This is a genomic window from Sphingomonas hankookensis, assembly GCF_028551275.1.
In the GTDB taxonomy this organism is placed as follows: Bacteria; Pseudomonadota; Alphaproteobacteria; order Sphingomonadales; family Sphingomonadaceae; genus Sphingomonas; species Sphingomonas hankookensis_A.
This window is the reverse complement of sequence record NZ_CP117026.1, coordinates 116,777-142,509: the sequence shown is the minus strand read 5'-3', so window position 1 is coordinate 142,509 and position 25,733 is coordinate 116,777. Positions and strand designations below refer to the sequence as shown.

Genomic DNA, 25,733 nt, shown 5'->3' with positions numbered 1-25,733 from the left:
AGTAGCATCACCACCATGTGGCTCGTCCCGCGCGATACCCGGGGTCTAACCTCCCGCTCGCCCGTCCCCGACGTGGTGCGCGAGGCGCTGGTGCGCTGGTATACCGGCGAAGGCGAGGACAGCGATCACCGCGCGTCGGTCATCATGGTGGTCAAGGCACGCGACCATCACCAGTGGATCGCCTGCGACTGCCTGGGGGAGGGGACGGACCCACCGCTACTCTCGCCGGCCTATCTCTCCGAAGCCGAAACCTATTACCTGCGACGCCTTACCAGTATCCGCCAGCGTCGCCCCGAGCATGACGTCGACTGCCCCTTCTTCCGCGAGCAGGCACCGCCCCGCATCCGCGAGAAAGCGACCGCCACCCCGCGCACGATCAACGAGCCGGACGGGCTGTTCTCGGCGCACCGGCTCGCCCCCGAGAAACTGGCGCAGCTGCCCGACGACAGCGAACCCGACGATCGCACCCGCGGCGTCGCGATCCCGCGCCTCGCGCGGCTGCTGTGGCAGCTGATGGAAATGGCGCAGGTCAACGTCGTCGAGCCGCTTGAGGTCGGCGAGCCGCGCACCACGTCGATGGCGAGCGAATTCGCGGCGATGCGCGCCGCGGCCGAACGGGTCCAGATCGCACCGGGTATCCCGCTCGCGCGCCATCTCTACACCCACATCGACCCCTACGAACGCGGCATCGTATTCGCGAAACTGCGCGAGGCGGCGAAGAAATGGCCGAGCGAGCACGCCCCGCAGGCCTTCCTCCTCCTGTATGCGATCGACGTCTCCGGCTCGACCATCACGCTTGCCGAAGGGCGCGAGCTGATCGTCAAGAACCGCATCCGCCACATCGGCGTCCACCAGCGCCACATCGGACCGCCGTATCTGGTCCTGGCCGTCGTCGGCGAGCACAACCCGCGCGAGGGCTATGCGTGCCTGCGCGCCTATGCGCAGCCGATCGCGCGCCCCGCCAATTTCGTCGCGATCCACAATCTCGCCGAACGCAAGACGATCGTCGGCCTGCTCGATCTCCAGTACCGGCTTCGCCGGCGCGGCATCGGCGTCGGATTCAAGCGCCTCCTGTTCGACATCGCGACGTCGATCGGCGACGTCCGCCCCGACCTCATCCTGGACCTGCGGGACTTCACCACCGGCGAGGTGATCGAGGCGGCGCTCGAAGTCGTCACCGGCGACAATCCCGATGCGCTGGGGCTGAAGCTGCGCCAGGTCGAAAAGCTGCGTGAGATCGCGCCCGTCGTGACGATCCATGCCGAGGATCTCGAAGGCGATAATCTGGAAAGCGCCGTTCTCGATCAGCTTCATATCGGCTGATACCGAAACGGCCGCCCCGGTTTCCCGAAACGGCCCTCGTCTTCACACCGGAATCTGCGGTCAGATGTTGTCGCCGAGCGCGCCCTTGACCGAGCCCTTTACGTCCTGAGCGGACCCCTTCAGCTTCTGGGCCTTGCCCTCCGCTTCGAGGCTCGCGTTGTCGGTCGCCTTGCCGATCCCTTCCATGACGTTGCCGGCCAGCTTGTTGCCCGCAGCGTTCACCTTGTCGGTTGCTTCACCCATGATCGAACTCGTTTGAGCGATATGTTGATGGGTGAAAACCAGTACCCACCAGCCACGGTTCCGTAATGGCTGGCGTACCGCTGTTCTCCCGGATACTCCTTTCGAGCCCGATCACCGGGCAGGAGATTAGAGATGCGCACAATCGTCGCCGCTACTGCCGCGCTTTCACTTCTCGCTGGTGTCCCGGCACTTGCCGCCCCCTGCAAGGATGCCAAGGGCCGCTTCGTCAAATGTCCCGAGAAGCCCGCCAAGCCCACGCGCTGCAAGGATGCCAAAGGCAAGTTCGCCAAGTGCGGCACGCCCGGCAGCAAACCCGCCTGACCACCATGCCGGACCGGGTGCCCCCGGTCCGATCCTTCGCATCCGGGAGAGAACGCCTGACCAGCTCCGTCTACAAGGTCGACAAGTTCGCCGTCCCTGCCGCCAGCATCGACGCCTTCGTCGCGAAGCTTACCGAGACGCATGCCTTTCTCGACGATATGGAGGGCTGCATCCAGAACCTCATCCTCACGCAGGAAAGCGGCCCGGGCGGCTATAACATCGTGACCATCGTCGAGTGGCGCGACCAGGCCTGTCTCGACCGTGCCAGATCGCTCGCGGCCGAACGGTACCGCGAAAGCGGCTTCGAGCCGGCGACCATGATCGATGCGCTCGGCATCCGGGCGGACCTCGGCAACTATCGCGTCGTCGAGCATTGAACGGCCCTCGGCCGCCGGCGAGGAGACCGGGACGCCTCTTCGCCCGGTAGAGGAGGGGGAGGGATAGCTGTCAGATCCATGAGGGAGATGACAGATGACCCGGTTCAAGCCCAGCCCCCGACCCGACACGACCCCTTGGGACACGCCCGATCGCGCCGACCAGGTGCTGCCCGGCATCTGGCGCGTGTGGACGCCCAGCCATGGCGGCTATGTCCTGTCGGACGAACGCCAGTCCGCGATGCCCGACGCGCTGCGCCGCGACGATCCGTTTTATGAGGAAGACGTCGATTACGCGCTGGTACTCTACGCCTTCGGCAGCGAGTTTCGCCGCTTACCCATCCCCGGCATCGCGCTGCAGGTCGAGAACGCGCGCCGGTCGGTGCGCTGCTGGCATCCCGACCGCTGGACCGCGCTGACCGGCGAGGACGTGCCGGTCCACGACAGCCACGTCGTTCGCCGCCGCGCCGCCTATCAGGCGATCATCGGCCAGTATGAGAGTGTCTCGGCGTCGGGTTCCTGGGCGGACTGGGTGCCCGAGGGCAAGGTCGGCTGCGTCTTCCGCCGCGTTGTCAGCGTCGATGCGCTCGGCTTCGCGCGCCACGAGGGCGCGCCGATCCACGGTCTCGTCGACAAGGACCGTTACGAACGCCGCCAGATGCCCGAGACGTTCGAGAGCCTGGACGCGGTCCGCGTCGAGAGCACCGCACCGATCTCCAAGCAGGTCGACGCGAGCGCGCTCGCGCACCTCCTCCCCAGCGCCTGAAAGGACCGCCACGATGAGCGTCTATCTCTATCTGTTCCACGGCCGCGCCACGCCCGACGAGGACGTCGAAGACTGGGGCTGCGAAGGCCCCGCGATCGGACCGCTCGACTATATCCACACCACCTATGGCAGCGAGGTGAAGATCCGCGGCGCGAAGGCGGTCCTGGAAAAGTTCTTCCCGAATTCGGAAATCCATTTCCACGAGGGCTATGGCGAACACGCCATCCAGCTCGCCGGCGACTGTCTTCCGCACGACGGCAAATTCTACGGTGACTGGTCGATCTGCACCGAGGATCGCCTCCGTTTGCCCGCCGCCTCGCGGATCAAGCCGGTGTGCGACGAGTGCGGCAGCGACAACGTCACCAAGGACGCCGTCGCGGTGTGGGATGAGGCCGAACAGGCCTGGGTGCTGCTCAGCACCTACGATTCCACCACCTGCCAGACCTGCGAGCGCGAGAGCGACGACATGCTCGAATGGCGGACGCTCGACGGTGCGCCCGCTCCCGATCCCGACGCTCCCGCCGTCCCTACCAACGACCCGGCGCCGCCCGATGCCGATGCCGCCTGACCCGGAGGACCGCGCCATGACCTGTGTTACCCCGATCCGCGCGCCCGAGGCCGCGGACAATCGCGTACCGCTGGGCCATCATTCGACCGGCACGCTCAGCCTTGACCTCGATCGCCTGCTTGCCGGACGCCTGCTCATCCAGGGCAGCTCCGGGGCGGGCAAGAGCAGGACCTTGCGCCGGATCATCGAGGAGGCGTTCGACTATACGACGCTTGCGATCGTCGACCCCGAGGGGGAATTCGAGAACCTCGCCCGCCATATCGGCGCGACCACGATCCGCGCGGTCGAACTCACCGCCGACGGGCTGACGGCCGCGGCGACGCGCAGCCGGCGACATCGGCTGTCGATGCACATCGACCTCACCGACCTCGATCCCGACCAGCGGATCATCAAGGCAGCCGCGTTCTTTGCCGGCCTGGTCGGCGCACCGCGCGAGGACTGGGCGCATACCATGCTGGTGTGCATCGACGAGGGCCATCTGCTCGCACCGCATGTCGCCGGTTCCGCGCTCGATGCCGATGCCCGCCGGCTCGGCGTCGCCACCCTGACCGACCTGTGCGCGCGCGGCCGCAAGCGCGGTCTCGCCCCCGTCATCGCCACCCAGCGCCTCGCGAAGCTCTCCACCTCGGTCGTGTCCGAGCTGCAGAACGTGCTGGTCGGGCTCAACGTCTTCGACCGCGACATCGCGCGCGCGGCCGACCTGCTCGGCTTTCCCGCGCGTGACGCCGACCTGCTGCGCAACCTCGCCCCCGGCGATTTCTTCGCGATGGGTCCGGCGCTGTCGGCAACCCCGGTGCTGGCGCATATCGATCCCACCATCACCGAACATCTCGGCAAGACCCCGGAACTGCGTGCCGCCGCGTCCGTCGATGCCGACGAGGCGGCGAAGCTGCTCGATCTCGCGGGCCTGGCCGAGGTCGCGGACCACGGCCCCGCCATCGCCCTCAAGGGCACGCGCGCGCTCGACGCGTTCCTGCTCGATCCCGCTGCGACCGACGCGGCCGCGATCATGGACGCGCTGAAGCGCATCTCCCCCAACGCCAGCACCGCGCGCGACCTCGCACGGCACCTGTCGCTCGACGCCGAGCGCACCGACCGCGCGCTCAACCTCCTGTCGGCGATCGCCGCGGTCGACACCATGCCCAAGGGCGACGACCGCATCGCCCGCCTGCATGCACGGCTGCGCGCGCGGCTGAGCGACGTCGCCGTGGTGTCGCTGTGACCGACCTCGCGCCCGATATCGTCGAGCTGGTCGCGTGTCCGAAGCTGCCCGAGCCGTGCGGGCGCCTGCGCGAGATGCCGTTCCGGCACGATGCCTGGACCCCCGACGAGATCGCCACGGTCGAACGCATGTTCTGCGACGACGCTGCGATCGACGACATCGTCGCCGCGCTCGGTCGCGGCCGCGCCGGCGTGCGCGACAAGATCGCCAAACTGGGCCTGCGCCGCAATTCGTCGCGTCCGTGGTCGACCGACGAAGACGCATGGCTCACCCGCGAATATGGCCTTCGCCCCACGGCCGATCTCGCTGGAGATCTCGGCCGCGCCTGCACCAGCGTCTATGCCCGCGCGGGCGTGCTCGGGCTGACCGAAGGAAATCCTCCAAAATGGAGCGACTGGGAGGATGCCCAGCTGCGCGCCGGCTACGCGCAGGCGATCCCGATCGCACAGATCGCCACGCTGATCGGACGCCCGCTGTCCGGCACCGCGACCCGTGCCAACGCGCTCGGTTTGCGCCATCCCAACAAGCCCGCTGACTGGACCGAGGCCGAGGCGACGCGGGCGCTGACGCTGGCCGGGGAGGGGCTTCGTTATATCGCGATCATCGACATTCTCGCCACAGAGGGCTTTCCGCGCAGGACCAAGGCTGGCTTCGGGCCGCACCTGCGCAAGCTCGGCTATGGCCGGGGATGGGGCCGCAACTGGACCCCTGACGAAGACACACTGCTCATCCGCGCCTATGCCGACGGGGCAAGCCTGACCCCGCTCACGACCAGGCTCGGCCGCACGAAATGCTCTATCCGCTGGCGCGCCGACTATCTCGGGTTGCGCGGCACACATGCCAACCGCGACGGGTTCCGGGGCGGGCCGGTGTGGAGCGACAATGATCTGGAAAGGCTGCGCGACCTTTACGGCACGATGCCGATGGACGCCCTGGCGACGAAGATGGGTCGCACCAAGGCTTCGCTGTTCACGCGCGCGAACATCCTCGGCCTTGTCCACGGCTATCACCGGAAATGGACCGAAGAGGAGATCCGGGCGCTGCGCATCGCGCACGACTTCGGCGTCGCGCTGCCTGATGTTGCGGCAGCGATCGGCCGCAAATATCCAGCGGTCCACAAATATGCCGAAAAGCACGAGCTTCGCTTCTCGCGTCGCCCGCGCCGCGCAGCCCCCTGGACGCTCGCCGAAATTATCGCGCTCGATCCTTCGGGAACGGGCGTCACCGACCATGTTGCCATCCCCGGCACAATCGATGAGGAAAAGCCATGACGCCGCTTCGCCTCGCCCGCGATATCGCAACCGGCGCGCCGATCGACCGCGACACCCGGCGTGCCCGCCTCCTCGCGGCGCGGCGCTATGCGATCAACTCGGTCCCGCGTCGCGGTATCCTCAGCGGTCACTGGGACGCGGGCACCGTGGTCGGCGCGTTCCGCGACGGCAAGGCAGGCTGACCAGGGCTCGGCCCGATGCGCCGATGAAGGAGAGAGGGAGCGGGGAGGGAAGGCGTGACGGACGCCTGAGCCCTTTTCCAGGAGCGCACTCCCATGATTCCCGCCACCATCGCGACCGCGGTCGCCCCCGAGACGATCGCCAAGGTCACGCGCCTGTTCAACAATACCGCGTTCGACGTCATCTGCGAACTCCTCCAGAACGCGCGCCGCGCCGGTGCGACCGGCGTCGCGCTCGCGCTGAACGGCGCCGGCGCCGAGCACTTCCTGCACATCACCGATGACGGCCACGGCATCGCCGATCCGGTGAGCATCGTCACGCTCGGCCGCTCGGGCTGGTCCGACGAGACGCGCCGCGCCGAAGATCCCGCCGGCATGGGCGTGTTCAGCCTCGCAGGCCGCGACGTCATCATCCGCTCCTTCTCGAAACCCGACCGCCAGGGCTGGATGGCGCATATCCCGGCCTCGGCGTGGGAGACGAGCCGCCCGATCGCGATCGAACCCGATCCGATCATGCGCGGCACCGCGATCACCGTGCGCGTGCCCGACGAGTGGCTGAAGACGCTCGAGCGCGACGTGGCCCGCGCCGCCAAACATTATCCGGTTCCCGTGACCTGGAACGGCGCGGTCCTTCCGCAGGAGGACTGGCTGAAGGACGCGGTCCATGTCGAGGAATGGTACGGCGTGCGCATCGGCGTGTTCCAGAAACACCCCTCGCATTATTCCTCGCGCGACGGACGCCTCAACTTCCACGGGCTGACCATCCCGTGCGACCTGCCGTATGTTCAGGAAGTCGACCGGGGCGGCCACTGGATCGCGCGGGTCGACATCTTCGACGCGCCGCAAATCCAGCTCGTCCTCCCGGCGCGCAAGGAAGTGGTCGAGAACACCGGCATCGCCGCCCTGCGCGATGCGGTCCGGCTCGCGATCTACCGCGCGATCGAGGCCGCGGGGACGCACCGGCTGTCGGCGCATGACTGGCGCGAGGCGCGCTCGCTCGGTATCGCACTACCCGAAGCCGAGCCCTATCTGTTCGCATGGACCGCCTATGCGGCCGACAGCTCGCGCAACTACGAGAGCGGCGCACGCGTGACCGACACCGGCATGGTGCTGATGCCCGACTTCGATGCGCTGATCGGCCAACCCGCGCAGGCGGCGATCGCGAAGCATAATCCGTTCGGTGGTCCGCTGGTCGAGGCCCAGGACGCGTTCAAGGGCTATGGCTGGTACGATATCCTCGCCCGTGTCGAGGATATGCGGTTCCGCGTCACCCAGGGCGACCGCACCTTCATCGTCTCCGACAGCCGCGAAGCCCCCGCCGAGGCGGAAAACGGTTGGGTCGAGGCTATCACGCTCGAGGCGACGATGAGCCACGCCGGCGCATTCATCGAGGTATCGACCGACGCGGATGTCGCCTTCGCACCCGACCAATGGTCGTGCAACTCGGTCGACGAGACGTCCGTCTTCGTCCGCCGGGGCAGCGAAATCACCGCGCTCGGCGTCGCCGACATCCTCGAAAGCGCGATCTTCTATGCCAGCGACGACAGCGATGCCGACAGCTACGATACGCAGCTCGAGCGCTTCCAGGCCGATGCCGCCGAACGAATCATCGGCCTGCTCGAAGGCGACGATGCCGCGCTTGAGAACCGCATTCGCGACAAGCTGGCGGGGCATTATTTCCTCGTCCCCGAGGACCGGACGGTCACCGTCGTCATCAATCGCGACCGGCTCGACGTGACGATCACGCCCCGCGCGGTTCCCGCCGCGCCCAAGGCCGCGGCGGAGGACGCGTGACATGGCGCGCTACAACCACGCCTACACGCTCGCCTTCAGCCTCGTCTCGAACGACGACAAGGGCCACGACGTCGATGCGCGCCAGCTGAAGGCGGCGCTGCTCGCACGGATCGAGAATCTCGACGAGGAGGGTAGCTGGATCGAGTCTGCCGGTGCGCCCTATGACACCTATCTAGAACCGGAGGAGGCGCCATGACCGGCGCGCCAGTTCCGGTCGTGCCGCTGGCGCCGCCGCCACCAGTGGTGCTGGCCTACGGCATCGGCGTCGACAGCACCGCGCTGCTGATCGAGAAGCACGCGCGCGGCGAAGCGCCTGACCTCGTGCTGACCGCCGATACCTCGGTCGAGAAACCGGCGACCTACGAATATCTCGACGTGATCCGGCCCTGGATGCGCGACCGCGGTATCCGTTTCGAGCTGGTCAGCTATGTCCCGAAGCGATTCAAGCACTGGCCGCCCTATTACGGCATCCTCGAGATGTGCCTGACCAATGCCACGCTGCCGAGCAAGTCGCTCGGCGGGTCGAGTTGCAGCCTCAAATACAAGAAGGCGCCGCAGGACAAATTCCTGTCGACCTGGCAACCAGCGGTCGACGCTTGGGCGCGCGGGCAGCGCGTCGTTCGCCTGATCGGCTATGACGCCGGACCGCGCGACACCGCGCGCGCCAACCATGCGCTGTCGATCGACGATCCGCTGTACGACTGCGAGTACCCCTTGCGCGAATGGCGATGGGACCGGCCCGACTGCGTCGCCCGCATCCAGGCCGAGGGTCTGCCGGTGCCACCCAAATCGGCGTGCTGGCTGTGCATCGCCAACCATCCGAGCGAAATCCGCGGCCTCCCGCAATGGTGCCTGCGACTCATCGTGCTGGTCGAGGCACGCGCCGCCCCGCGACTGCACACGGTCGAGGGCCTGTGGCGCAGATCGACCCGCGCGCGCCCGGGATCGATGACCGCCTTCATCCGCGACGAGCACCTCCTGCCGGCTGACGAGATCGACCGGATCATCCGCGATGCGCCGCTCGACCTCATCCGGTTCCAGGATGTCGCGGCCGTCATCCCGCTCGGCGAGCGCCCGACGATGGGCGACTGGCTCGACCGCTTCCATGCGGCCTTTCCCGAACGAGGCCGGGGACGAAGCGACGCGCTCGCCGCCTGAAGTCCCCGCCACCATCGCTATCGACCAAACGGAGGATCATCACATGATTTCGACCGCCACCGAAACGCGCCTCGAAGCCGTGGCCAGGCTCAACGACCGTTGCCGCCAGGGGTTCGACCGCACCGCGAAGATCGTCATGACGCGCGCGTGCCTCGGCGCGCTGTCGAACGGCACGCTCGCCTCGGAAGCCGTCGCCCAGGCGCATGTCCTGCAGGCGCTGCGCCGCTACACTTTCCCCGCCGACTGTCCCGAGCGCGATCGCGGCCAGTTCGAGCTGTCAGGCGAGACGATACACTTCCGTATCGATTATTATGACGTGGCGCTGGAATGGGGATCGGAAGACCCCGCCGACGCCAGCATCACGCGCCGTGTTCTCACGCTCATGCTGCGCGAGGATCTGTGATGCGTATTGTCGGAATGGCCGACAGCTATCAGCTAGCTGGCCGCTAGACGATGACGATCGAGATCATCCTCGGCCTGCCGCATCTCGCAAACGGGCCTATCCTTCAGCGCGCGGTCGCGCTGCAAGCACCGGTGCTGATCTCGGCCAATTGTCTGTCGCGCTGGCGCAAGGCCGATGGCTGGCGCGAGTGGTCGGGATGGCGCACCGGAACGCTCGCCAACGCGCGACCGCTCGCCAGCGTCGACCTCGATTCCGCCGGTTACACCATGATGGTCCGCTATGGCGGGCTTCCCTGGAGCATCGCCGATTACATGGCGCTCGCCGCGTCATGGCCGTTCCGACGCATCTCGTCGGTCGATTACTGCTGCGAAGAGGGCGTTGCCCACGACCGCGAGGAAGTGCTCGACCGCATCGCGCGCACCACCGCCACCAACCGAGAATGCTTTGCCCGCGCCGACGACTTGGCCATCCGCGACCGGCTGATGCCCGTGCTGCAGGGCCGCGTGCCCGACGACTACGTCCGTTCACTCGACGCGATCGGCGGTCTGATCCTGCCCGGCACCGTCGTCGGCATCGGCAGCATGTGCCGGCGACCGATCCACGGTCCCGAAGGGCTGATCGCCGTCGTCGAGCGGCTGACCCGCATCCTGCCGATCGGCGTCAAGGCGCACCTCTTCGGGGTGAAAGGCGATGCCCTGCCGTACCTCACGCCGTTCGCACGCTGGATCGCCTCGATAGACAGCCAGGGATGGGGCGTAGGCGTGCGACAGCACGCGCTCAGGCATCGCATCGCCAAGACCGACGCGCTCGGCGCCGACTTCATGGAACGCTGGTATCGCACGCAATGCGCGCGAACGCTCGAAACACCGCGACACCTGCCCGAGGCCGCGGCGTCTGCTCCACCGCCACCAACCGCCGACCCCTGGGAACGCGCGATCGCGCAGGCTCGCGCCGAGATCCGCGCCCTGATCGAGAGCGGCGATCTCGATCACGATGAGATCACCACCGGATGGATCGAGACCTGGGCGGCCGAGATCTACGCCGACGCGGCCTGACGGAGGTAACCATGCTCACCGACCGCTCCCAGCGCTGGCGCGACCGGCGCAGCTTGTTCGTTGCCGGCGACAGCGTGATCGACCCGCGCCGCTACGCCGTCGATGTCGTCGCCCATGATACTGCCCGCGCATTCCTCGCCGACCATCATTACCTCCCGCGCTATCCCGCCGCCCAGCTCGCCTGCGGGCTGTTCGGTCCGGGCGACCCGGGCAGATCCACGTTGGTCGGTCTCATCGTGTTCGGCGTGCCGGCGACCGGCGCGGTCATCACCCGGCACACCGGCTATGCCGATCCCGCTCGGGGCTGCGTACTGCAACGGCTCATCTGCCTGCCCTCGGTCGCCGCGAACGGCGAAAGCTTCTTCACGTCGCGCGCCTTCCGCCTCCTGCGCCTCGCCAAGCCCCGGATCGACGCTGTCGTCAGCTTCTCCGATCCCGCCTTCGGCCATTGCGGCGTCGTCTATGCCGCGCTGTCGGGCGCCTATCGCGGCCGCACGAGGCCGCGGACGGTGCTGCGCATCGCCGGCGAGACGATCTCGGAGAGAACGCTGTCGAAGATCCGCAACCTCGAATCCGGCCATGCCGGGGCGATCGACCAGCTGGTGCGGCTCGGTGCGCCGAGGCCGGAGGCGCACGAACACCCCGCCGACTGGCTCGCGCGGCTCCGTGCCGACAATCTGCTCCGCCCGCACCGGCAAAGCCCGCTATTCACCTATTGCTTCGAGCTGACGCGCGACGCCCGGCGCACCGCGCGCGATCTGCCCCGGCTTGCCTATCCGCGCCGGAGCGACGCGATCCGCGAAATCCTCGCGGCATGATCCCCGCGCCAGCGGCGCGAGGGAAGGGGAGCGGGAGCGGGCGGCATGTCACCGACATGCCGGAAGGAGCACCGCCCGTGGATATCCATCTCGCCATCGCCAGCGTCCAGGCCGACGCTGCCCGCATCGCGCGCTACACCGATCGACGCGACCGTTTCCTCGATGCGCTGGACTGGTCCGCGCTCGACGAACAGACCGCGCGCGAGGCCGCGATGCTCGACGATCTGCTCGCCGGCGATCTCGCCGACGCCGCGCTCTACATCCTCTGGCTGGAAGAACGCCTCGCCAGCGGCGAAACCGATGTTCCAGGCGTTCTTCGCTTCTACCCGCACCCGCGCCCCTGGCACGGCGAGTGGATCTCGCTGCACTGACCCTGAAAGGATCGCCATGAGCCGCCACCAGTTTCCCGGTATCGAACCCGGCACCAGCGTCAGCATCGGGTGGGACCGCCCGCTTGGCACCTTCTTCGTCCAGGTGCTGCGCCCGCACCCGCATCTCACGGGTGAGGACGAAACCGTCGCATGGCATGGCGCGCACCCCGGCGAGCTGACCACAGCGGCCGCCGCGGTCACCATCGCCTCACGCTGGGCCGATCTTCCCGCCGATCTCGCGATCACGCTCGAGACCGACCGGCTGATGACCCTCGGCCAGTCCGATGGCGAGGCGCAGATCGCCATCAAGCGCCGCTTCTTCGGCGACTGAGTACCCGACAAGAAAGGGGAGGGGGATGGGGCGCGTCGATCAATGACGATCGACGGAGAGCCCCATGCCATATTTTATCGATCTCGGTGCCGGTCCCGCCGAGGAGGATTGCGCGCAACTCGGCCAGTCGCCCAACTTCGACAGCCTCAACCGCCTCGAAATCGCGGTCTACAAGTCCGCGCTGATCGCACGCTACGGCCCGCCGCCCCCGGGATGCCGCCTCGCCGGCCTGTCCAACCGACACGATTTCGGTCGCTATGTCGAACTCGTCCTCCATATCGAGAACGAGCTCGACGAGGCCGTCGCCGACTATGCGACACGCGTCGAGGAGGGACTCGCCACCTGGCGCGAGGCGGGCTTCACCGCGCCGGTCGAGTATAACGGCGAGACGCCCACCATCGTCCATGCCGATCCGGCCGATGCCGTCATCAGCGCGCTGCTGATTACCCGGCCCGGGCCGAACGGTCTTTTCCCGATCCCGGATTTCGCGGTCCTGCACGGCAATCTCACGCAGGCTTACCCCGCCGAGGCCGCGGCCGCCAACGCGCGTCTCGCCGAGGCCGCGGACGCCTGAGCGCGACCGCACAGAGCGATTTCCCATCATTTCGGAGCATTCCCATGGCGAACACCTACACCAAGGCCGCGTTCACGCTGACCATGAGCCACGCCGACGCGGCGTTGCTAACCATTGCCGAACAGGCAGTCGATATCCTCGACACCAACGGCGACGATGCCGACCTCGCCCACGAATATGACGCGCTCGATCCCGCGTTTCACGCCGTGTTCCCGGCGAAGGGGCCGATGAAGTTCGAAAGCTTCCTCGAGATATTCGACGATTGGCATTTCCCTTATCTCGACTGCGCGATCGACATCGACTGGAAAGGCGAAGACGGGAACGCGCGCGTATTCTTCAGCGGCGATCAATTCGGCGTCGAACAGGTCGCCCAGCTCATCTTCCGCGCTTGCAAGTCCGCGCTCCCCTGCGGGTTCGCATGGATCTCCGACTGCGACCGGCTGCGCCCCGGCGAGTTCGGAAGCGGCTGCGTCATCATTACCGACGCGGGGCTGACGTTCCACAGCACCCAGGACATCCTCGATCGCGCCGCGCGCAGCGCCGCAGCCGATCCCGACACCCATGGTCACGAGGGTCGCTTCGGTTTCGTGCTCGCCTCGCGCGACCAGGACGGCCACGCCGTCTTCTGGAACAACGACGACGGCTTCGGGGCACTCGCCAGCGCGACCGTGTTCTCGAAAGCCGAGGCCCGCGCACACGATCCGGTCATCGCCAACGACGAACCCGAGTGGCTGGCGCTGCCAGCGCCGCTCGCGGCCTGAACGGCCATGTTCATCGACATCGGACGCGGCCTGGTCGCCGGCCTTCCGGCCCTCGCCCTGCCGCCCGCCATCCTCGACGCGGTCGAACGCGGCGCATGGATCGTCTTCAACCTCTCGGGCGGCAAGGACAGCTCGGCCGCGATGTTCGCGGTCAACCTGATCCTCGATGCGCTCGGCCATCCGCGCGAGCGGCGTATCGCCATTCACGCCGACCTCGGCCGTGCCGAATGGGACGAAACGCCCGCGACGGTCGAGGATCTCGCGGCCCACGCCGGCGTCCCGCTGACGATCGTCCGGCGCAACGCCGGCGACCTGTTCGACCGCTGGGCCACGCGCTTTGCCAACGGCAAGGCGCGCTACGAGGCACTCGAAACCTATAATCTGATCGGTCCCTGGTCATCCTCGGCGCTGCGCTTCTGCACCTCAGAGATGAAGGCCCATGTCATCGGGCCGCACCTCGCCAGACTGCTGCGCGGCCAGACTATCATCAACGTGCTGGGACTGCGCCGCGACGAGAGCATCGCTCGGTCACGCACACCCGAATGGAAAGCAGACGCGCGCTACGCCGCTGCCGGCAATCCGCACGGCACCGCGATGATGCTGTGGAACCCGATCGCGCACTGGACGACACCACAGGTCTTCGCCGCGCACGATACGCTCGGCATCCCGCTGCACGTCGCCTACACCTGTTACCAGTCGTCACGACTGTCGTGCCGCTTTTGCGTCCTTCAATCGCTCGGCGACGCCCAGGCATCGGCTTCGGCACCGGCGAACCGTCCCGCGCTGCTCCACCTGGTCGGCCTCGAGGCGACCTCAACCTTCTCGTTCCAGCCCGCACGCTGGCTCGCCGACGTCGCACCGCGTCACATACCGGGTAATTTGAGGAACCGGATTTCCCTCGCCAAGGCCGATGCCGCCGAGCGGCGACGGCTCGAAGCCGCGATGCCGCCCGACCTGCGCTACGTCAAAGGCTGGCCGCCGCGCATTCCCACCATCGAGGAGGCCGGCATCATCGCCGCGTCCCGCGCACCGATCCTCTCGCGGCACGGTCTCGCCGATCTCTATCCCAATGCCGGCGCGGTGCGAGACCGCTTTTCCGACCTGATCGCGCTGAAGCGTGCCGCCTGATCCAGAGCAAGGAGCTTTCATCATGCCCGATATCACCGATCTCCCCGTCATGACGCGCGCCGACGCGATCGCCGCGGGCTTCGCCGGCTACAACGACGTGCCGCACAAACCAATCGACGTGCCCGACGGCGCGTTCACGATCACGGCGAAGACCAGCGAGGGTCGCCGCGTCACCTTCTGCTTTCTCGAATCCACTTATGGTGGCCCGCCCCGCTTCATCGACATCCAGTTCCACGACCGCGGCACCACGATCCCCAACGCCGATAACGGGGTATCACCCACCTTCAACGCGTTCGCGATCACGCGTGGCGGCAAGTTCGTCGCCGACAGTCGACCGCTCGACGAAGAGATCAAGCCCTCGATCCTCGTGCTGATGCTCGACAAGGCCGGGGAAGAACCCGCGCGATCCGCGACCAACCCGGCGCCGATGTCGGACATTGACCTCGCTGCGCTGCTGACACGCGCGGCCGAAGTCGTGGCTGCGCCCGACAGCCGGATCGCGTCGCATCGCAACACGCTTGCCGGCCAGCTCATCGCCGAGGCCGCGATCAGGCGGGCGCGCCCGTCATGACCACCCCCTCGCGCAGCGACGGGATGCACGTCGCCCATACCGCAACGGGCTGGGTCGTGTTCGACAACAGCTTGTCACACCCCTCTCGCCTCTCGGGCGCCTATCCGTCGCGCGCCGCGGCGACCGCCCGCAAGCGGGCGCTCGCGCGTGCGCTGCGCCACCAGCGTCCCGACGAAGCACCGGACGTCTGAGGAAGGGGAAGGGGGACCGGCTGTTATGAACCGGGAGGATCATCCGACCCGGTGACAACCGGAGCTGACCCCATGCGCAGCATCCTCGCCTTCTACGAAATCGACCGTGCCTGGGGCGGCCCCGAGGAAGGGGGATGGTGGTACGACACCGGCACCTTCGTCCGCGTGATCGCCCTCCATTACCACGACGAGGCCGCGGTCGCGGCGATGCGCCGCGCCAACCGGCTGCTCGAGCGCCTGCAGCGGCATCGCCCGCCGGTGGATTCGGCTGCCTACACCGGCGGACGCTTCCGCGCCTTCAGCTTCTCCGGCCTCCCGCCCACGCGGTTTCCCGCACGTCGCCCGGAATATTCCTGACCCAGCAGAAAGGGACCAGCCCATGCATCGCGTCCATTATTTCGACACCAGCGAAGCCGCGCATGACGCCTGTCTCGATGACGGTCCCTGCATCGAGGAAGGCGACGTTCTCGCCATCCTGTCGGAGGGCGTCATCGGTCTCGCCTCGACCGATCCGATCGCCGTCACCCTCGACCCCGGCGCACTGCGCATCGTCCGCCCGATGGCGATGGACGTGCTGCTAGCAGAACTCGTCCACGGCGCCTCCCAGATCCGCCGCGCGGTCGCGACCGCCCTCCTGCACCATTTGCCCGTGCAGCCCCATTTCCTCGCCTTCGTCGCGCCGGCGCTGCCCTATCCCTATCCGCAGACCGTCGTCGCGCTCTCGTTCGACGATATCATGCTGACGATCGATGCGATCCACCACCGTATCACGGCGCTCGAACGCCGGTTGGGGACACTCGAATCCGACAGCGCGCACGCCTTCTTCCTGCAACGCTCGATCGATCATCTGTCGGCCGCCCGGAAGCGCCTCATGCGACATCCGCGACCGCCTCGCTGAACGGCACGGCATCGCCTCGCGACGATGCCGGCACCGGCTGCGCCGGAAGGAGAGAGGGACCGGATCGGCATCCTGGACATGGGGTCCGGGCATTTTGCCGAAAGGTCACGATCATGTGCATCGATCCCAACGCCGAGCCCGTCGCCTTCGCGCTCGACACCAAACTCTGCCACCTCCTGCCCACGCTGACCGAGCCGCACCGCGAAGCCATCGCCCAGGATCTCGCGCGCACCGCCATCTTCATGGCGACCGCAATGGCGGCCGACATGGCGCAGGACGCGGTGAACGGCCTCGTGCCGATCCCGAAGATGCCGACGCTCGGCAAGCCGCCCGCACCCGCGCTGGTCCCACAGGCGCAAACGCCGCGCGATACCGTGCTGCTGACCCCCGCGGTCGCGCCCGTCGTCACGATCAAGGCCAAAACGACCGACGTCACCGTCGCCGGCTTCGACCAGCGTCAAGGCTACACGTTCGGGATCGACAACAAGTCCGACCGGCTGATCGACATCCGCCACGCCGGCAAATGCTGGTGCATCGATCCGAGCGACGAGGCGACCGACGTCGTCAGCCGCGCGATCGGCGCGCTCGCCGCGGCGCACGCCGATATCGGCACCGCGCTCACCGACCAGCTCGCCCACTGAGCACCGACATCGTCCGCCTGCCGCACGATCCACCGTCCGCGTGAAGACGCGGTCGGTGAGGGGCGCTCATCGCGCCCTGCCCGGCCGAAGGGCCGGGGAGGGGAGGAGGATTGAAGATCGGTGTCGAGGACATGGGGTCCAGCACGACATCACAGGAGACACGTCATGAACATCGGTCAGATCAAGCAGAACGACGCGGGCATTTTCATGGGCCGCATTTCCACCCTCGCCGTCGCGATGACGATCGCGCTCAAGCCGGTCCAGTCGTCCAACCCGCGCGCGCCGCGCTACGAGATCCACGCGCTCACCCCGGGCCGGACGTGGGTGCAGGTCGGGGCGTTCTTCGAACTCACCTCGAACAACACCGGCGAGGCGTTCCTGAACGGCCGCATCGACGATCCGTCGCTCGCCGCGCCGCTGCAGGTCTCGGCCTTCCGCCAGGACGACGGCTCGTACAACGTCGTGTGGCAGCGCGCCCAGAAGCGCCGCGATGTCGGTGCCGCGCTCGGCGTCAAGGCGGATGACGATCTGTCGCCGCCGTTCGGCGCCGATGGCGGCCCGGTCGGCAACGGCCCCGATCACGATGCGGGCACCACCGACAACGGCCTGGGCGAAACCACCGCCCCGGTCGAGGAGCCGGTCGGCAAGGGCCGCGGTCGCCGCCAGCGCGTCGCCGAGGACGCCTGATCCACCCCCGGTGCCGTGCACTCCCTCACGGCACCGCATGGCGCACGGGCGCGCCCCCTTTCGCTCCCGCACGCCGAAACTCGGGGCAACGCCGGCACACGGCGTCGCCCTTTTTTTGCTTCATGGGCTCCAGTCCCGATTCAACACCGTATCGGATCGATAATTTAGCTATTCCTTCGCTTTATCGCCGTATAAGCACAGGATATCGCAGTTCGAACCTGGGCCACGCTCAAGGGAAGGGGGTGATGAATGGATAGCCGGGCGAATGGTGATGACACCGCTCGCGGGACCGGCACGTCCACTTCATCACGAGGTCCCGACATGGCCGACCGCGTCTCCGTCTCCATTACGATCGGGGGGAAACTTCCCGCCGATCGACTGCCCGAACTGTACAAACTCGCCGATTTCTACGGCCTCTCGACCGAATGGGGGGGAGAACCGCTTGAATCCGTTACATCCGGCGAACCCCTGCGCCTCCATGCTCACGAGGTCCAGAACGGCAATATCGAGGATATCGAGGACTTCTGCTGCACCAACGACCTTCCGTTCAGGACGTGGTCGGGAGGCTCGCCCGGGTCGTTCTCGCCCGAGGTTCGGGTCTGGCCAGGTCATGGTCCGCGCGCGATATTCTCGGCCGACGACAACGAAAGCGTCGTGCTGACGCTTCAGGAATACAATGCTCTAGGTGACCTCGCCGCGATCGGTGAGCACTTCCGGTTGGGTGGCTTCAAACCGCCTGCGCTCTCCATCGTCCCGGGAAAGCCTGAGACCGATAGCTAACAGCGCCATCGGCACATCCTCCTGACCTAGCCCGATCCGCGTCCCGCACGCACCACCGTCCGCGTGAAGAACGCGGTCGGTGAGGGGCGCTCATCGCGCCCTGCCCGGCCGAAGGGCCGGGGAGGGGAGGAGGATTGAAGATCGGTGTCGAGGACATGGGGTCCAGCACGACATCAGGAGACACGTCATGAACATCGGTCAGATCAAGCAGAACGACGCGGGCATCTTCATGGGCCGCATTTCCACCCTCGCGGTCGCGATGACGATCGCGCTGAAGCCGGTCCAGTCGTCCAATCCGCGCGCCCCGCGCTACGAGATCCATGCGCTCACCCCGGGCCGGACGTGGGTGCAGGTCGGCGCGTTCTTTGAACTCACCTCCAACAACACCGGCGAGGCGTTCCTCAACGGCCGCATCGACGATCCGTCGCTCGCCGCGCCGCTCCAGGTCTCGGCCTTCCGCCAGGACGACGGCTCGTACAACGTCGTGTGGCAGCGCGCCCAGAAGCGCCGCGACGTCGGTGCCGCGCTCGGGGTCAAGGCGGACGATGGCGAACCCGCGCTGCCTTTCACCGCCGATGGCCGTGACGTGGCGACCTCGGGCGCAGGCGATGACACCGGAGACGGGCTGGGTGCCAGCACCGCGCCGGTCGACGAGAGGGTCTGACCGGCATCGGGCGGCGCTGACGCGTCGCCCGTATCGCCACCTCGACGGGGATCGCTTCATCGCCGAAGCGGTCCCTGTTGCCGTTAGTGCCTGTTGCAGCCGCGCGGTCCGTGGTGTACGGATTGTCTTCCGTTTTACGGAAGATACGGATTCCCATGTAACAGAAAGATGGCCGTTACAACATTGGCAGGACCAGATGAGGGTCCCATCCTGGAGGGACGCAGGGCTTAATCGATCCCCGGCCGCGTAACGAAAGATGAGGGAAACCATGACCCCTACAATCGAAAAGGCCAGATCGACCGACGTGTCGAAGCGGTTCGGCTTCTATTACGACGAGGCGATGACGCATCCGATCGCAATCGAGCGCAACGGCGCTGCCCGCGTGGTCATGCTACCCGCCTCCGAGTTCGAACGCTTGTCCCGCCTCGATCACCTCGCGCTCTCGCCGCAGGAGTTGAGCGATGAAGCCATCCACGCCATCAGGACCGCGACGCCCAGCGCCGGGTCCGTCCAGAACGATCAGTACGTCGATTGAACCGCAAGCCGGTGACCTGATCTGGTATTTCTACCTCTGGCGGCATGAACATAACCGGGGCGACGAGGACGGCTCGAAACTCCGCCCCTGCATGGTGGTTGGCAGCTATCGCTCAGCCGGAAGGCTCCGTGTCCTGATGGTGCCACTGACGACGCGCGATTATTCACCGGCTGCATCCATCCCTCTGCCGCCGCGATTCATTGAGGCCTTCGGCCTCGATGACCGATCACGCATCGTGTGGGACGACGTGAACGATTTCGCATGGGTCGGACCCGACGTTCGCGCCGGTAACGACGGTAGCACCATCATCGCCGAGGTGCCGAGCCGCATCGTACAACGTGTCGCGGCGCTGATCGTCGAGCATCGGATCACCCCCACCCGGCGAACCGAGTAGGCGATCGATCCTCGCCAACCCGAAGGGCGGCGCCCGCAGACACAGCCCGGTTCGCTGGCCGAGTGGAAAGATCATCACGATCGGCGATGATCCCGCAGCCGGGCGGCGCGTAAAGCCGTCGCTGTTCTGCCAGCGGGTATCGGCAGGCGTTTGCCCCCTATGGCGATGAGGACGCCCAGGTCCGATGCGGTTGCCGGCGATCGCCCTGGCGAGGGTCGGCCGTCGGGCGACCTTGCGGCATCCGGTCTCCTTGCCGGTGCGTCGTCGCCCGGGCGCGGCCGTCCTTGTCGAGCTTCGGAGCGGCACCACGTCGGTCAGCGAGCGACGCTGGCGGCACGCCTGCCTTCGCGCCGGGTCGTTCGGGGGTACGGGTCAGGCGACCGACATGAGCGGTTCACGAGGTTTGTCCATGGCAATGCCTGCGGGAACCTTGGGCTGATCGACGGCCCATCCGCCGTTTCGTGTCACCTGCGCCGCGCCCCGGGGCCTCGCAACCCCTTTGGCAGGGCCGTGTTGCCGCGCTTCGCGCGGCTGCCCGCACCACCCCTGCAAAAGGGGTTCCCCTCCGGTCGACCAGGCCCGCCGCCTGCGCGCCGGCCCAGCTCGCCCTCCGGTGCGACGCCCCGAACCGCGACGCCCTTCAGGTGACACCGGCGGACGGACCGCCGACCAACCCAAGGAGGCAATGCCATGAACAACGTGAACCTCGTCGGCCGCCTGACCCGCACCCCCGAACTGCGCGAAGTCAATCGCGCCACCAGCGTCGCGACCATCTTCGTGGCGACCGATCGCCCGAAGCTCAACAAGGACGGCCACACCTACAAAGGCGACGACGGCTTCACCGTCAAGGAGACCGAATACCACAAGGTCACCTGCTTCAACGGCCTCGCCAAGGCGATCGCCGGCAACCGCAAGAAGGGCGACCTCATCGCCATCGAGGGACGCCTGCACTACACCCGCTGGCAGGACAGCGACGGCAACGACCGCTACGGCTGCGAGATCATCGCCGATCGCGCCGAGTTCTACTGACCGGCCAGCGAACCGGGCGGCGCCTGCGGGCGTCGCCCTTCGCGCATGCTTCTTCATCGCCAGCTCGGACGCTTCGGCCACGTTGCTTCGCACCGCGGCCTTGCGCCCGCGCGCGCTCACCTGAAAGGTCCGGCACCATGACCGTCCAGCGCGACATGTTCGACGGCGACCCGTTCGCGCCCGAGCCGATACCTGCGGCACCGGACCCGGTCGCTCGGGTCGACGAGCCGGCACCCGCCGGCGGCGACCACGACGGCAATGCCGTCGCGCTCGCCCCGCTGGCGGTGCCGTGCGGCTTCCGCAACCGTCGCAATGAACCCTGCCGGCGTCTCGCCGAGCGACCCATCCTGATGAACGGCCAGCCCTTCGTCCATCGTGGTCACCAGCTGCTCCAGTGTCCGCGTTCCTGCTGGCTAGACGATGACAGCGCGGTCGAGCCGGACATTGCTGACCGGATCGGTGAAGATATCCGGTTCGCAACCGAACCGGATATCCAGACCGACCCGCACGGCGAGGACCCCGATGCCAACCGCGATCCAGACGACCCGGGAATCCAGGAGATGCCGGATTACGATGCCGGGGATGACGGTGGCGAGTATGAATGGGACTGATCCTGCTGATCCTGCTGTGCTGGCTGTGGGACGGCCGTAGAGGGGCAGGGGGGGGCGTCCCGCCTTGTGGGCGGGACCGGGCTCTATTCGGCCCTGGCGGGCCTCACGGAGCCCCCTGGCGGGGTCTCCGCCCTGCGGGTGACGATCCCTATGCCGGCGCCGGGCGTCCTGCGCGCGGGCGGCGGCAGCTGGCTCGCCCTCCCGGGCTCACTGGCGCTGCCTTTGCGGCGCTGCGCCGTGCCGGCGCATCACCGCCGCCCGTGCTCGGTCCGACCCGGCGTGCCCACCACAACATAATATTTTCTCTCTCTGTGATGAGGAAGTCTGGCATGCGGGGTTGGCGGGCCGTCAAGGACGCGCGGTCCCCCCAATTTTCACGCACCCTTCCGTCTCCGCTTCGCTCCGCCTCCAGGGCACGAGAAAATCGGCTCCCCCGCGCGCGAGCGTTAACCGGGGTCCGCGACCCTGCGGGCCGCGGCTTCCCGGTTAACGTCCCTGACCGCCCTGACCGCCGCATGCCGGATGAGATTCCTCACCGAGAGAAGGTGAGATTTTCAACTCATGGAGGCTATCATGACCAAGTACAGCAACTTCAACGACATGGGCCGCGCGATCAACGAGCGCCGCGCCGACGAGCACACCACCGAGACCTATCAGGGGGCGTTCATCGAGGCGAGCGAGATGGCGAAGCTTTCCATCGTCAGCGAAGCCGAGAAGCTGGACATGCCCGACCCGGAGCAGGCCGCACACGCCGTCGAGCAGATGCTGGCGACGATGTTCGACGTGTTCCGCGACACTCGCATGGAGGAGTTCGCCGCCGACCTCGCATGGGGCTTCGTCAACAGCTTCCACATGGTGGCCAAGCGCATCGAGGGCCGTGAGGATGACGCCGCCAAGAAACTTGGCGACCTGGTGCGCAGCTACGACCCCTCGGAGATCTACGCGGTGGAGCTCGAAGAGACCCAGCTGCTCTGCCAGACCCTCGAGAATTGCGCCGAGGCGATGCGCTGCATGCGGGACCACGCCGGGAACGTGTATCGCGTCGAGACCGGACGGCCCTTCTCGACCGTCCGCGGCAGCAGGGTGTCGTCCAAGCTGACCGCCTCGATGATCGACGGTGCCGACTATCTGGCGGCACGCGCGGCAAAGCGTCGGGACGAGCACAACCCGAGCGGCCCGATTGTCGCCTTCTCGGGCGGCATGGAATGGCACGACCACGAGCAGCTCTTCGAACGCCTCGACCAGATCAAGCGTCGCATCCCGTCGATGGTCCTGATGACCACCGCCATGAACAAGGGTGCCGACGCCATCGCAGCGTCGTGGGCGGCCTCGCGCGAGGTCAAGCTGGTGCGCATGTTCCTCGACAAGCGCCACGGCAACCGGGGCGGGTTCCTCCGCAACGACCGCATCGCCTCGCTGCGTCCCGTCGAAGCGATCGTCTGCGAAGGATCGGGCGTCCAGATCGACTTCGCTCGCAAGTTGCGTACCGCCGGCGTACCGCTCCACGTCTTCCGCAAGGACGGACAGGCACCGGTGCAGCCGAGCCAGCGCAGCCGCCGCGCCTGACGCACCCACGGAAGGGCTCCGGGCAACCGGAGTCCTTCCCCTTTTTTACGTCGCCCTGGGCGGCGCTCCGGGGCATCGAGCCCCATCGCGCCGCGTGGGACTGACCTATCGGTCGATCACGCCACGTTGCCCGCTCGGCACGGCTCGCTCGCGGCAGGGCAATGCCGTCGCATTGCCACTGCCAGCTACGCCTCGCCGGTGCCGGGGTCGATACCGACACCCGTCGCATCGCCTCGCTCGCTTTGCGGTCATCGCTGAATGCGATGACCAGCGCGCTACGCCTCGGCCGATACGACTGGCGATCGTCGTTGAACACCAATCGGCACGCCTCGCTTGCTTCACGGCGATCCCTTCGGATCGCCGGTTCGCTACGCATCGCCGTGCCGATCGCGTTGGCTTATCGACCGCGCCGTCTCGCTCGCATCGCGGCCACGCCTGCGCGTGTCACGCTCGCTACGCATCGACCGGCGCGGTTCAACCGGCGTCACGCTTGCGGCATCAGCACGGCTCGCTGGCGGGCGCGGCGATGCCGTCGCATCGCCTGCACTGCCGCTGCGCATCGCGCCGTGCCGATCGCACCCATTGATCGGCCACGCCGTCTCGCTCGCATCGCGGCCACGCCTGCGCATGTCGCGCTCGCTACGCATCGACCGGCGCGTCTCACCCGGCATGTCGCTTGCCGCATCGGCACGGCTCGCTGGCGGGCGCGGCGATGCCGTCGCATCGCCTGCGCTGCCGCTGCGCATCGCACCGTGCCGATGCCATCGCGCAGGAGCTGACCGGCACGGCTCGCTCGCTTCACGGCGATCCCTTCGGATCGCCGGTTCGCTACGCCTCGCTCGTGCCGATCGCACCCGCTTATCGACCGCGCCCGTCTCGCTCGCATCGCGGCCACGCCTGCGCGTGTCGCGCTCGCTACGCATCGACCGGCGCAGTCCGACCGAAGCCCGGCTCGCTCGCGGTGCCGCAATGCCTGCGCATTGCGAGCACCAGCTACGCATCGCTCGGGCACCCGGTCCTGCGGACCGACCCATGACCCCGTGATCGGCCATGCCGATCCTGACGGATCGGAAGGGGAGGGGAACCGGAGATGATGGTTCCAATGGGAGACAGACCATGTCGATCACCTTCTTCCTCAGCGTCGATCGCAAAGCCGACGCCGCGCCCGCCGTCATCACCGCCCGCCAGCTTGCCGCGTTCCGCGCCTTCGCCCGCGAACGTGGCCAGCTGCTCGAAGACGAGGATGATGACCCGCTCGTGTCGTGCTCGTTCGAAGCTCGCGTCTGCCCCTGGTCGCTCGCGTCGATCTGCGCGATCTTCGATCACGATGTGGGTGTCATCGCCGTGGTCGAGGAAGCCCAGTTCCGTGGCCTCAACGTGCGCTTCTGGCACGATGACGCGACCCGCACGATCACGATGCGCGTCGCCAGCACCCCGGACGGCGCAGCGGAGATCAATCTCGCGAACGGCAACGCCTTCCACGTCCTCGACGCGCTACGACTTTCGGACGATAATTGCGGCAGCATGCCCATCGGGCAACTACGCGAAACACTCGGCCAGCCCTATGTTCGCCGCGACCTTGGTCGCCTCGATGGTCGTTACCTCGAACGCTTCGACACCCTCGCTGCTCAGGCCGACACCAGTGAAGGGATACGCATGGTCTGGGGATAGCCTCCCTCCAGTCGCCATCGCGTCGGGGAGCATCGGGCTTCGCCTCGATGCTCCCCATTCTTATGCCTGAATGGACCGAAGCTTCGCCAACTCGGCCCAAGCATTGAAAAGGGGAGCGCCTAACGGCAGCTCCCCTTCTATTTGCATGATGGGCTTGAGCCCGCTTTCGCGCTGACCCGCTTACGCGGTCAGGCGCTTCACGGTCTCGGCGATCCCGAGTTTCTTGATCGCTCCAATGATCGCGCTGAACTGGGCAGGATCGGCCTTCATCAACCCCGACCGTTCCACCTCCTTCAGCAGCTCCGAACGCTCACGATCGGCCAGTTGCTTGCGGCGTTCGTTGAGCCGCTGTTCGTCCGCCTCAAGCTGTGCCCGTTCCTGCTCGATACTCCGTGCCATATGACCTGCCTTTTCTGATCGTGGATCGGCCTCCATTTCCCACGATGCCAGCACCGCTCCACCGGCACAATAGCGACACTCATAATCGCTCGCTGGTCCGGCTTTACCGGACCAGCATGAGGCGACGGACACTGACCTTCGGCCAGGTCCGTCGTCGGGCGGGATTGCTCCGCCCAATACCCTTCGGTCCAGTCCGGTGGTCGCCTGCCTGCGGCGCTTACTCTCCCGGAACCCAGTCCAATGATCGGACATCCAGCCATGATGCCACCACCACCGCGACAGTCCCTAAGGATTTGCACACCGTACGCGGCACGCCGCAGGTTAAGTGTCTGTAATTGCCGGTGTTTGCAGGGGCAAACATGTTTGCCCCTGCAAACGCCTTGGTGGTTCTCCCCTAAGCGCTTGAGAACGCGCGAAAATCCCTGTTTGCAGGGTG

General features: G+C 67.2%; 36 protein-coding genes. 33 read left to right on the top strand and 3 right to left on the bottom strand.

The window, feature by feature from the left end:
* Positions 1 to 15: 15 nt before the first annotated feature.
* Positions 16 to 1,323 carry a hypothetical protein gene (locus PPZ50_RS17730; RefSeq protein ID WP_024310648.1) on the top strand — a complete coding sequence of 436 codons (1,308 nt, stop codon included), beginning with the start codon at positions 16 to 18 and terminating at the stop codon, positions 1,321 to 1,323.
* Positions 1,324 to 1,383: 60 nt separating this feature from the next.
* Here the strand turns inward: PPZ50_RS17730 and PPZ50_RS17725 are convergent, their stop codons facing one another.
* Positions 1,384 to 1,566, bottom strand: coding sequence for a CsbD family protein (locus PPZ50_RS17725; RefSeq protein ID WP_024310649.1), 183 nt, complete (start codon positions 1,564 to 1,566; stop codon positions 1,384 to 1,386).
* A 132-nt stretch (positions 1,567 to 1,698) separates the two neighbouring features.
* On the opposite strand from PPZ50_RS17725, the gene PPZ50_RS17720 reads away from it, so the two are divergent.
* The 31 genes from PPZ50_RS17720 to PPZ50_RS17570 all read left to right on the top strand — a co-directional run bounded on the left by PPZ50_RS17720 (position 1,699) and on the right by PPZ50_RS17570 (position 23,227).
* A complete protein-coding gene (locus PPZ50_RS17720; RefSeq protein WP_024310650.1) occupies positions 1,699 to 1,887 on the top strand; it encodes a hypothetical protein in 189 nt (62 codons plus the stop codon).
* A complete protein-coding gene (locus tag PPZ50_RS17715) occupies positions 1,857 to 2,264 on the top strand; it encodes an antibiotic biosynthesis monooxygenase (RefSeq protein ID WP_196803788.1) in 408 nt (135 codons plus the stop codon). The genes PPZ50_RS17720 and PPZ50_RS17715 overlap by 31 nt, the downstream gene beginning before the upstream one ends.
* 94 nt (positions 2,265 to 2,358) lie before the next feature.
* Complete coding sequence (locus tag PPZ50_RS17710; RefSeq protein ID WP_164523912.1) at positions 2,359 to 3,027, top strand: DUF7007 domain-containing protein; 669 nt, start codon at positions 2,359 to 2,361, stop codon at positions 3,025 to 3,027.
* 13 nt (positions 3,028 to 3,040) lie between these two features.
* Positions 3,041 to 3,595: a hypothetical protein gene (locus tag PPZ50_RS17705; protein ID WP_024310653.1), complete on the top strand. Its 555-nt coding sequence runs from the start codon at positions 3,041 to 3,043 to the stop codon at positions 3,593 to 3,595.
* A 16-nt stretch (positions 3,596 to 3,611) separates the two neighbouring features.
* The gene (locus PPZ50_RS17700) at positions 3,612 to 4,817 is read left to right on the top strand and encodes a helicase HerA domain-containing protein (protein WP_010408937.1); all 1,206 of its coding nucleotides are present in this window, start codon (positions 3,612 to 3,614) and stop codon (positions 4,815 to 4,817) included.
* The gene (locus PPZ50_RS17695; RefSeq protein WP_024310654.1) at positions 4,814 to 6,088 is read left to right on the top strand and encodes a hypothetical protein; all 1,275 of its coding nucleotides are present in this window, start codon (positions 4,814 to 4,816) and stop codon (positions 6,086 to 6,088) included. The genes PPZ50_RS17700 and PPZ50_RS17695 overlap by 4 nt, the downstream gene beginning before the upstream one ends.
* A complete protein-coding gene (locus tag PPZ50_RS17690; protein ID WP_024310655.1) occupies positions 6,085 to 6,270 on the top strand; it encodes a hypothetical protein in 186 nt (61 codons plus the stop codon). Before PPZ50_RS17695 ends, PPZ50_RS17690 begins: the two co-directional genes overlap by 4 nt.
* A gap of 93 nt (positions 6,271 to 6,363) precedes the next feature.
* On the top strand, positions 6,364 to 8,061 hold the full coding sequence (locus PPZ50_RS17685) for an ATP-binding protein (RefSeq protein WP_062126492.1): 1,698 nt from the start codon (positions 6,364 to 6,366) through the stop codon (positions 8,059 to 8,061).
* A gap of 1 nt (position 8,062) precedes the next feature.
* Positions 8,063 to 8,257: a hypothetical protein gene (locus PPZ50_RS17680; RefSeq protein WP_062126497.1), complete on the top strand. Its 195-nt coding sequence runs from the start codon at positions 8,063 to 8,065 to the stop codon at positions 8,255 to 8,257.
* On the top strand, positions 8,254 to 9,219 hold the full coding sequence (locus tag PPZ50_RS17675) for a hypothetical protein (protein WP_062126500.1): 966 nt from the start codon (positions 8,254 to 8,256) through the stop codon (positions 9,217 to 9,219). The genes PPZ50_RS17680 and PPZ50_RS17675 overlap by 4 nt, the downstream gene beginning before the upstream one ends.
* A 43-nt stretch (positions 9,220 to 9,262) precedes the next feature.
* Positions 9,263 to 9,622: a DUF3768 domain-containing protein gene (locus PPZ50_RS17670; RefSeq protein ID WP_062126565.1), complete on the top strand. Its 360-nt coding sequence runs from the start codon at positions 9,263 to 9,265 to the stop codon at positions 9,620 to 9,622.
* A gap of 50 nt (positions 9,623 to 9,672) precedes the next feature.
* Positions 9,673 to 10,677 carry a deazapurine DNA modification protein DpdA family protein gene (locus PPZ50_RS17665; protein WP_066278431.1) on the top strand — a complete coding sequence of 335 codons (1,005 nt, stop codon included), beginning with the start codon at positions 9,673 to 9,675 and terminating at the stop codon, positions 10,675 to 10,677.
* An 11-nt stretch (positions 10,678 to 10,688) separates the two neighbouring features.
* Entirely contained in the window at positions 10,689 to 11,495 is an 807-nt protein-coding gene (locus tag PPZ50_RS17660; RefSeq protein WP_062126506.1) for a Mom family adenine methylcarbamoylation protein, read from the top strand.
* 77 nt (positions 11,496 to 11,572) lie between these two features.
* Positions 11,573 to 11,866 (top strand): hypothetical protein, encoded by a 294-nt coding sequence (locus PPZ50_RS17655; protein ID WP_010409087.1) that lies wholly within the window; start codon positions 11,573 to 11,575, stop codon positions 11,864 to 11,866.
* Positions 11,867 to 11,882: 16 nt separating this feature from the next.
* A complete protein-coding gene (locus PPZ50_RS17650; protein ID WP_010409090.1) occupies positions 11,883 to 12,197 on the top strand; it encodes a hypothetical protein in 315 nt (104 codons plus the stop codon).
* A 64-nt stretch (positions 12,198 to 12,261) separates the two neighbouring features.
* Positions 12,262 to 12,771 (top strand): hypothetical protein, encoded by a 510-nt coding sequence (locus PPZ50_RS17645; RefSeq protein WP_010409093.1) that lies wholly within the window; start codon positions 12,262 to 12,264, stop codon positions 12,769 to 12,771.
* Positions 12,772 to 12,815: 44 nt separating this feature from the next.
* Positions 12,816 to 13,532, top strand: coding sequence for a hypothetical protein (locus PPZ50_RS17640; RefSeq protein ID WP_062126508.1), 717 nt, complete (start codon positions 12,816 to 12,818; stop codon positions 13,530 to 13,532).
* Between the two features lie 6 nt (positions 13,533 to 13,538).
* Positions 13,539 to 14,660, top strand: a complete 1,122-nt coding sequence (locus tag PPZ50_RS17635) for a phosphoadenosine phosphosulfate reductase domain-containing protein (RefSeq protein ID WP_010409098.1) — start codon at positions 13,539 to 13,541, stop codon at positions 14,658 to 14,660.
* A gap of 22 nt (positions 14,661 to 14,682) precedes the next feature.
* Complete coding sequence (locus PPZ50_RS17630; RefSeq protein ID WP_035386550.1) at positions 14,683 to 15,231, top strand: hypothetical protein; 549 nt, start codon at positions 14,683 to 14,685, stop codon at positions 15,229 to 15,231.
* Positions 15,228 to 15,422: a hypothetical protein gene (locus PPZ50_RS17625; protein WP_010409103.1), complete on the top strand. Its 195-nt coding sequence runs from the start codon at positions 15,228 to 15,230 to the stop codon at positions 15,420 to 15,422. The genes PPZ50_RS17630 and PPZ50_RS17625 overlap by 4 nt, the downstream gene beginning before the upstream one ends.
* A gap of 72 nt (positions 15,423 to 15,494) precedes the next feature.
* Complete coding sequence (locus PPZ50_RS17620; protein WP_066675310.1) at positions 15,495 to 15,779, top strand: hypothetical protein; 285 nt, start codon at positions 15,495 to 15,497, stop codon at positions 15,777 to 15,779.
* 22 nt (positions 15,780 to 15,801) lie between these two features.
* Positions 15,802 to 16,320 carry a hypothetical protein gene (locus PPZ50_RS17615; RefSeq protein WP_272815846.1) on the top strand — a complete coding sequence of 173 codons (519 nt, stop codon included), beginning with the start codon at positions 15,802 to 15,804 and terminating at the stop codon, positions 16,318 to 16,320.
* A 113-nt stretch (positions 16,321 to 16,433) separates the two neighbouring features.
* The gene (locus PPZ50_RS17610; protein ID WP_033967159.1) at positions 16,434 to 16,961 is read left to right on the top strand and encodes a hypothetical protein; all 528 of its coding nucleotides are present in this window, start codon (positions 16,434 to 16,436) and stop codon (positions 16,959 to 16,961) included.
* Positions 16,962 to 17,126: 165 nt separating this feature from the next.
* On the top strand, positions 17,127 to 17,648 hold the full coding sequence (locus tag PPZ50_RS17605) for a DUF736 domain-containing protein (protein ID WP_033967161.1): 522 nt from the start codon (positions 17,127 to 17,129) through the stop codon (positions 17,646 to 17,648).
* 321 nt (positions 17,649 to 17,969) lie between these two features.
* Complete coding sequence (locus tag PPZ50_RS17600) at positions 17,970 to 18,428, top strand: hypothetical protein (RefSeq protein ID WP_052192542.1); 459 nt, start codon at positions 17,970 to 17,972, stop codon at positions 18,426 to 18,428.
* Between the two features lie 187 nt (positions 18,429 to 18,615).
* The gene (locus PPZ50_RS17595; RefSeq protein ID WP_024310589.1) at positions 18,616 to 19,092 is read left to right on the top strand and encodes a DUF736 domain-containing protein; all 477 of its coding nucleotides are present in this window, start codon (positions 18,616 to 18,618) and stop codon (positions 19,090 to 19,092) included.
* Positions 19,093 to 19,360: 268 nt separating this feature from the next.
* Positions 19,361 to 19,627 (top strand): type II toxin-antitoxin system Phd/YefM family antitoxin, encoded by a 267-nt coding sequence (locus PPZ50_RS17590; RefSeq protein ID WP_010409116.1) that lies wholly within the window; start codon positions 19,361 to 19,363, stop codon positions 19,625 to 19,627.
* 136 nt (positions 19,628 to 19,763) lie between these two features.
* Positions 19,764 to 20,021, top strand: a complete 258-nt coding sequence (locus PPZ50_RS17585; RefSeq protein WP_062126514.1) for a hypothetical protein — start codon at positions 19,764 to 19,766, stop codon at positions 20,019 to 20,021.
* Between the two features lie 690 nt (positions 20,022 to 20,711).
* Positions 20,712 to 21,050, top strand: a complete 339-nt coding sequence (locus PPZ50_RS17580) for a single-stranded DNA-binding protein (RefSeq protein ID WP_010409121.1) — start codon at positions 20,712 to 20,714, stop codon at positions 21,048 to 21,050.
* 137 nt (positions 21,051 to 21,187) lie between these two features.
* Positions 21,188 to 21,661: a hypothetical protein gene (locus tag PPZ50_RS17575; protein ID WP_062126517.1), complete on the top strand. Its 474-nt coding sequence runs from the start codon at positions 21,188 to 21,190 to the stop codon at positions 21,659 to 21,661.
* A gap of 561 nt (positions 21,662 to 22,222) precedes the next feature.
* Entirely contained in the window at positions 22,223 to 23,227 is a 1,005-nt protein-coding gene (locus PPZ50_RS17570) for an SLOG family protein (protein WP_010409124.1), read from the top strand.
* A 368-nt stretch (positions 23,228 to 23,595) separates the two neighbouring features.
* Here PPZ50_RS17570 and PPZ50_RS17565 read toward each other — a convergent pair whose 3' ends face one another.
* Positions 23,596 to 23,973, bottom strand: a complete 378-nt coding sequence (locus PPZ50_RS17565) for a hypothetical protein (RefSeq protein WP_010409127.1) — start codon at positions 23,971 to 23,973, stop codon at positions 23,596 to 23,598.
* Positions 23,974 to 24,343: 370 nt separating this feature from the next.
* Between PPZ50_RS17565 and PPZ50_RS17560 the strand changes: the two genes are divergently transcribed.
* Entirely contained in the window at positions 24,344 to 24,898 is a 555-nt protein-coding gene (locus PPZ50_RS17560; protein WP_010409130.1) for a hypothetical protein, read from the top strand.
* Positions 24,899 to 25,078: 180 nt separating this feature from the next.
* Here the strand turns inward: PPZ50_RS17560 and PPZ50_RS17555 are convergent, their stop codons facing one another.
* Positions 25,079 to 25,297, bottom strand: coding sequence for a hypothetical protein (locus PPZ50_RS17555; RefSeq protein WP_010409132.1), 219 nt, complete (start codon positions 25,295 to 25,297; stop codon positions 25,079 to 25,081).
* Positions 25,298 to 25,733 lie beyond the last annotated feature (436 nt).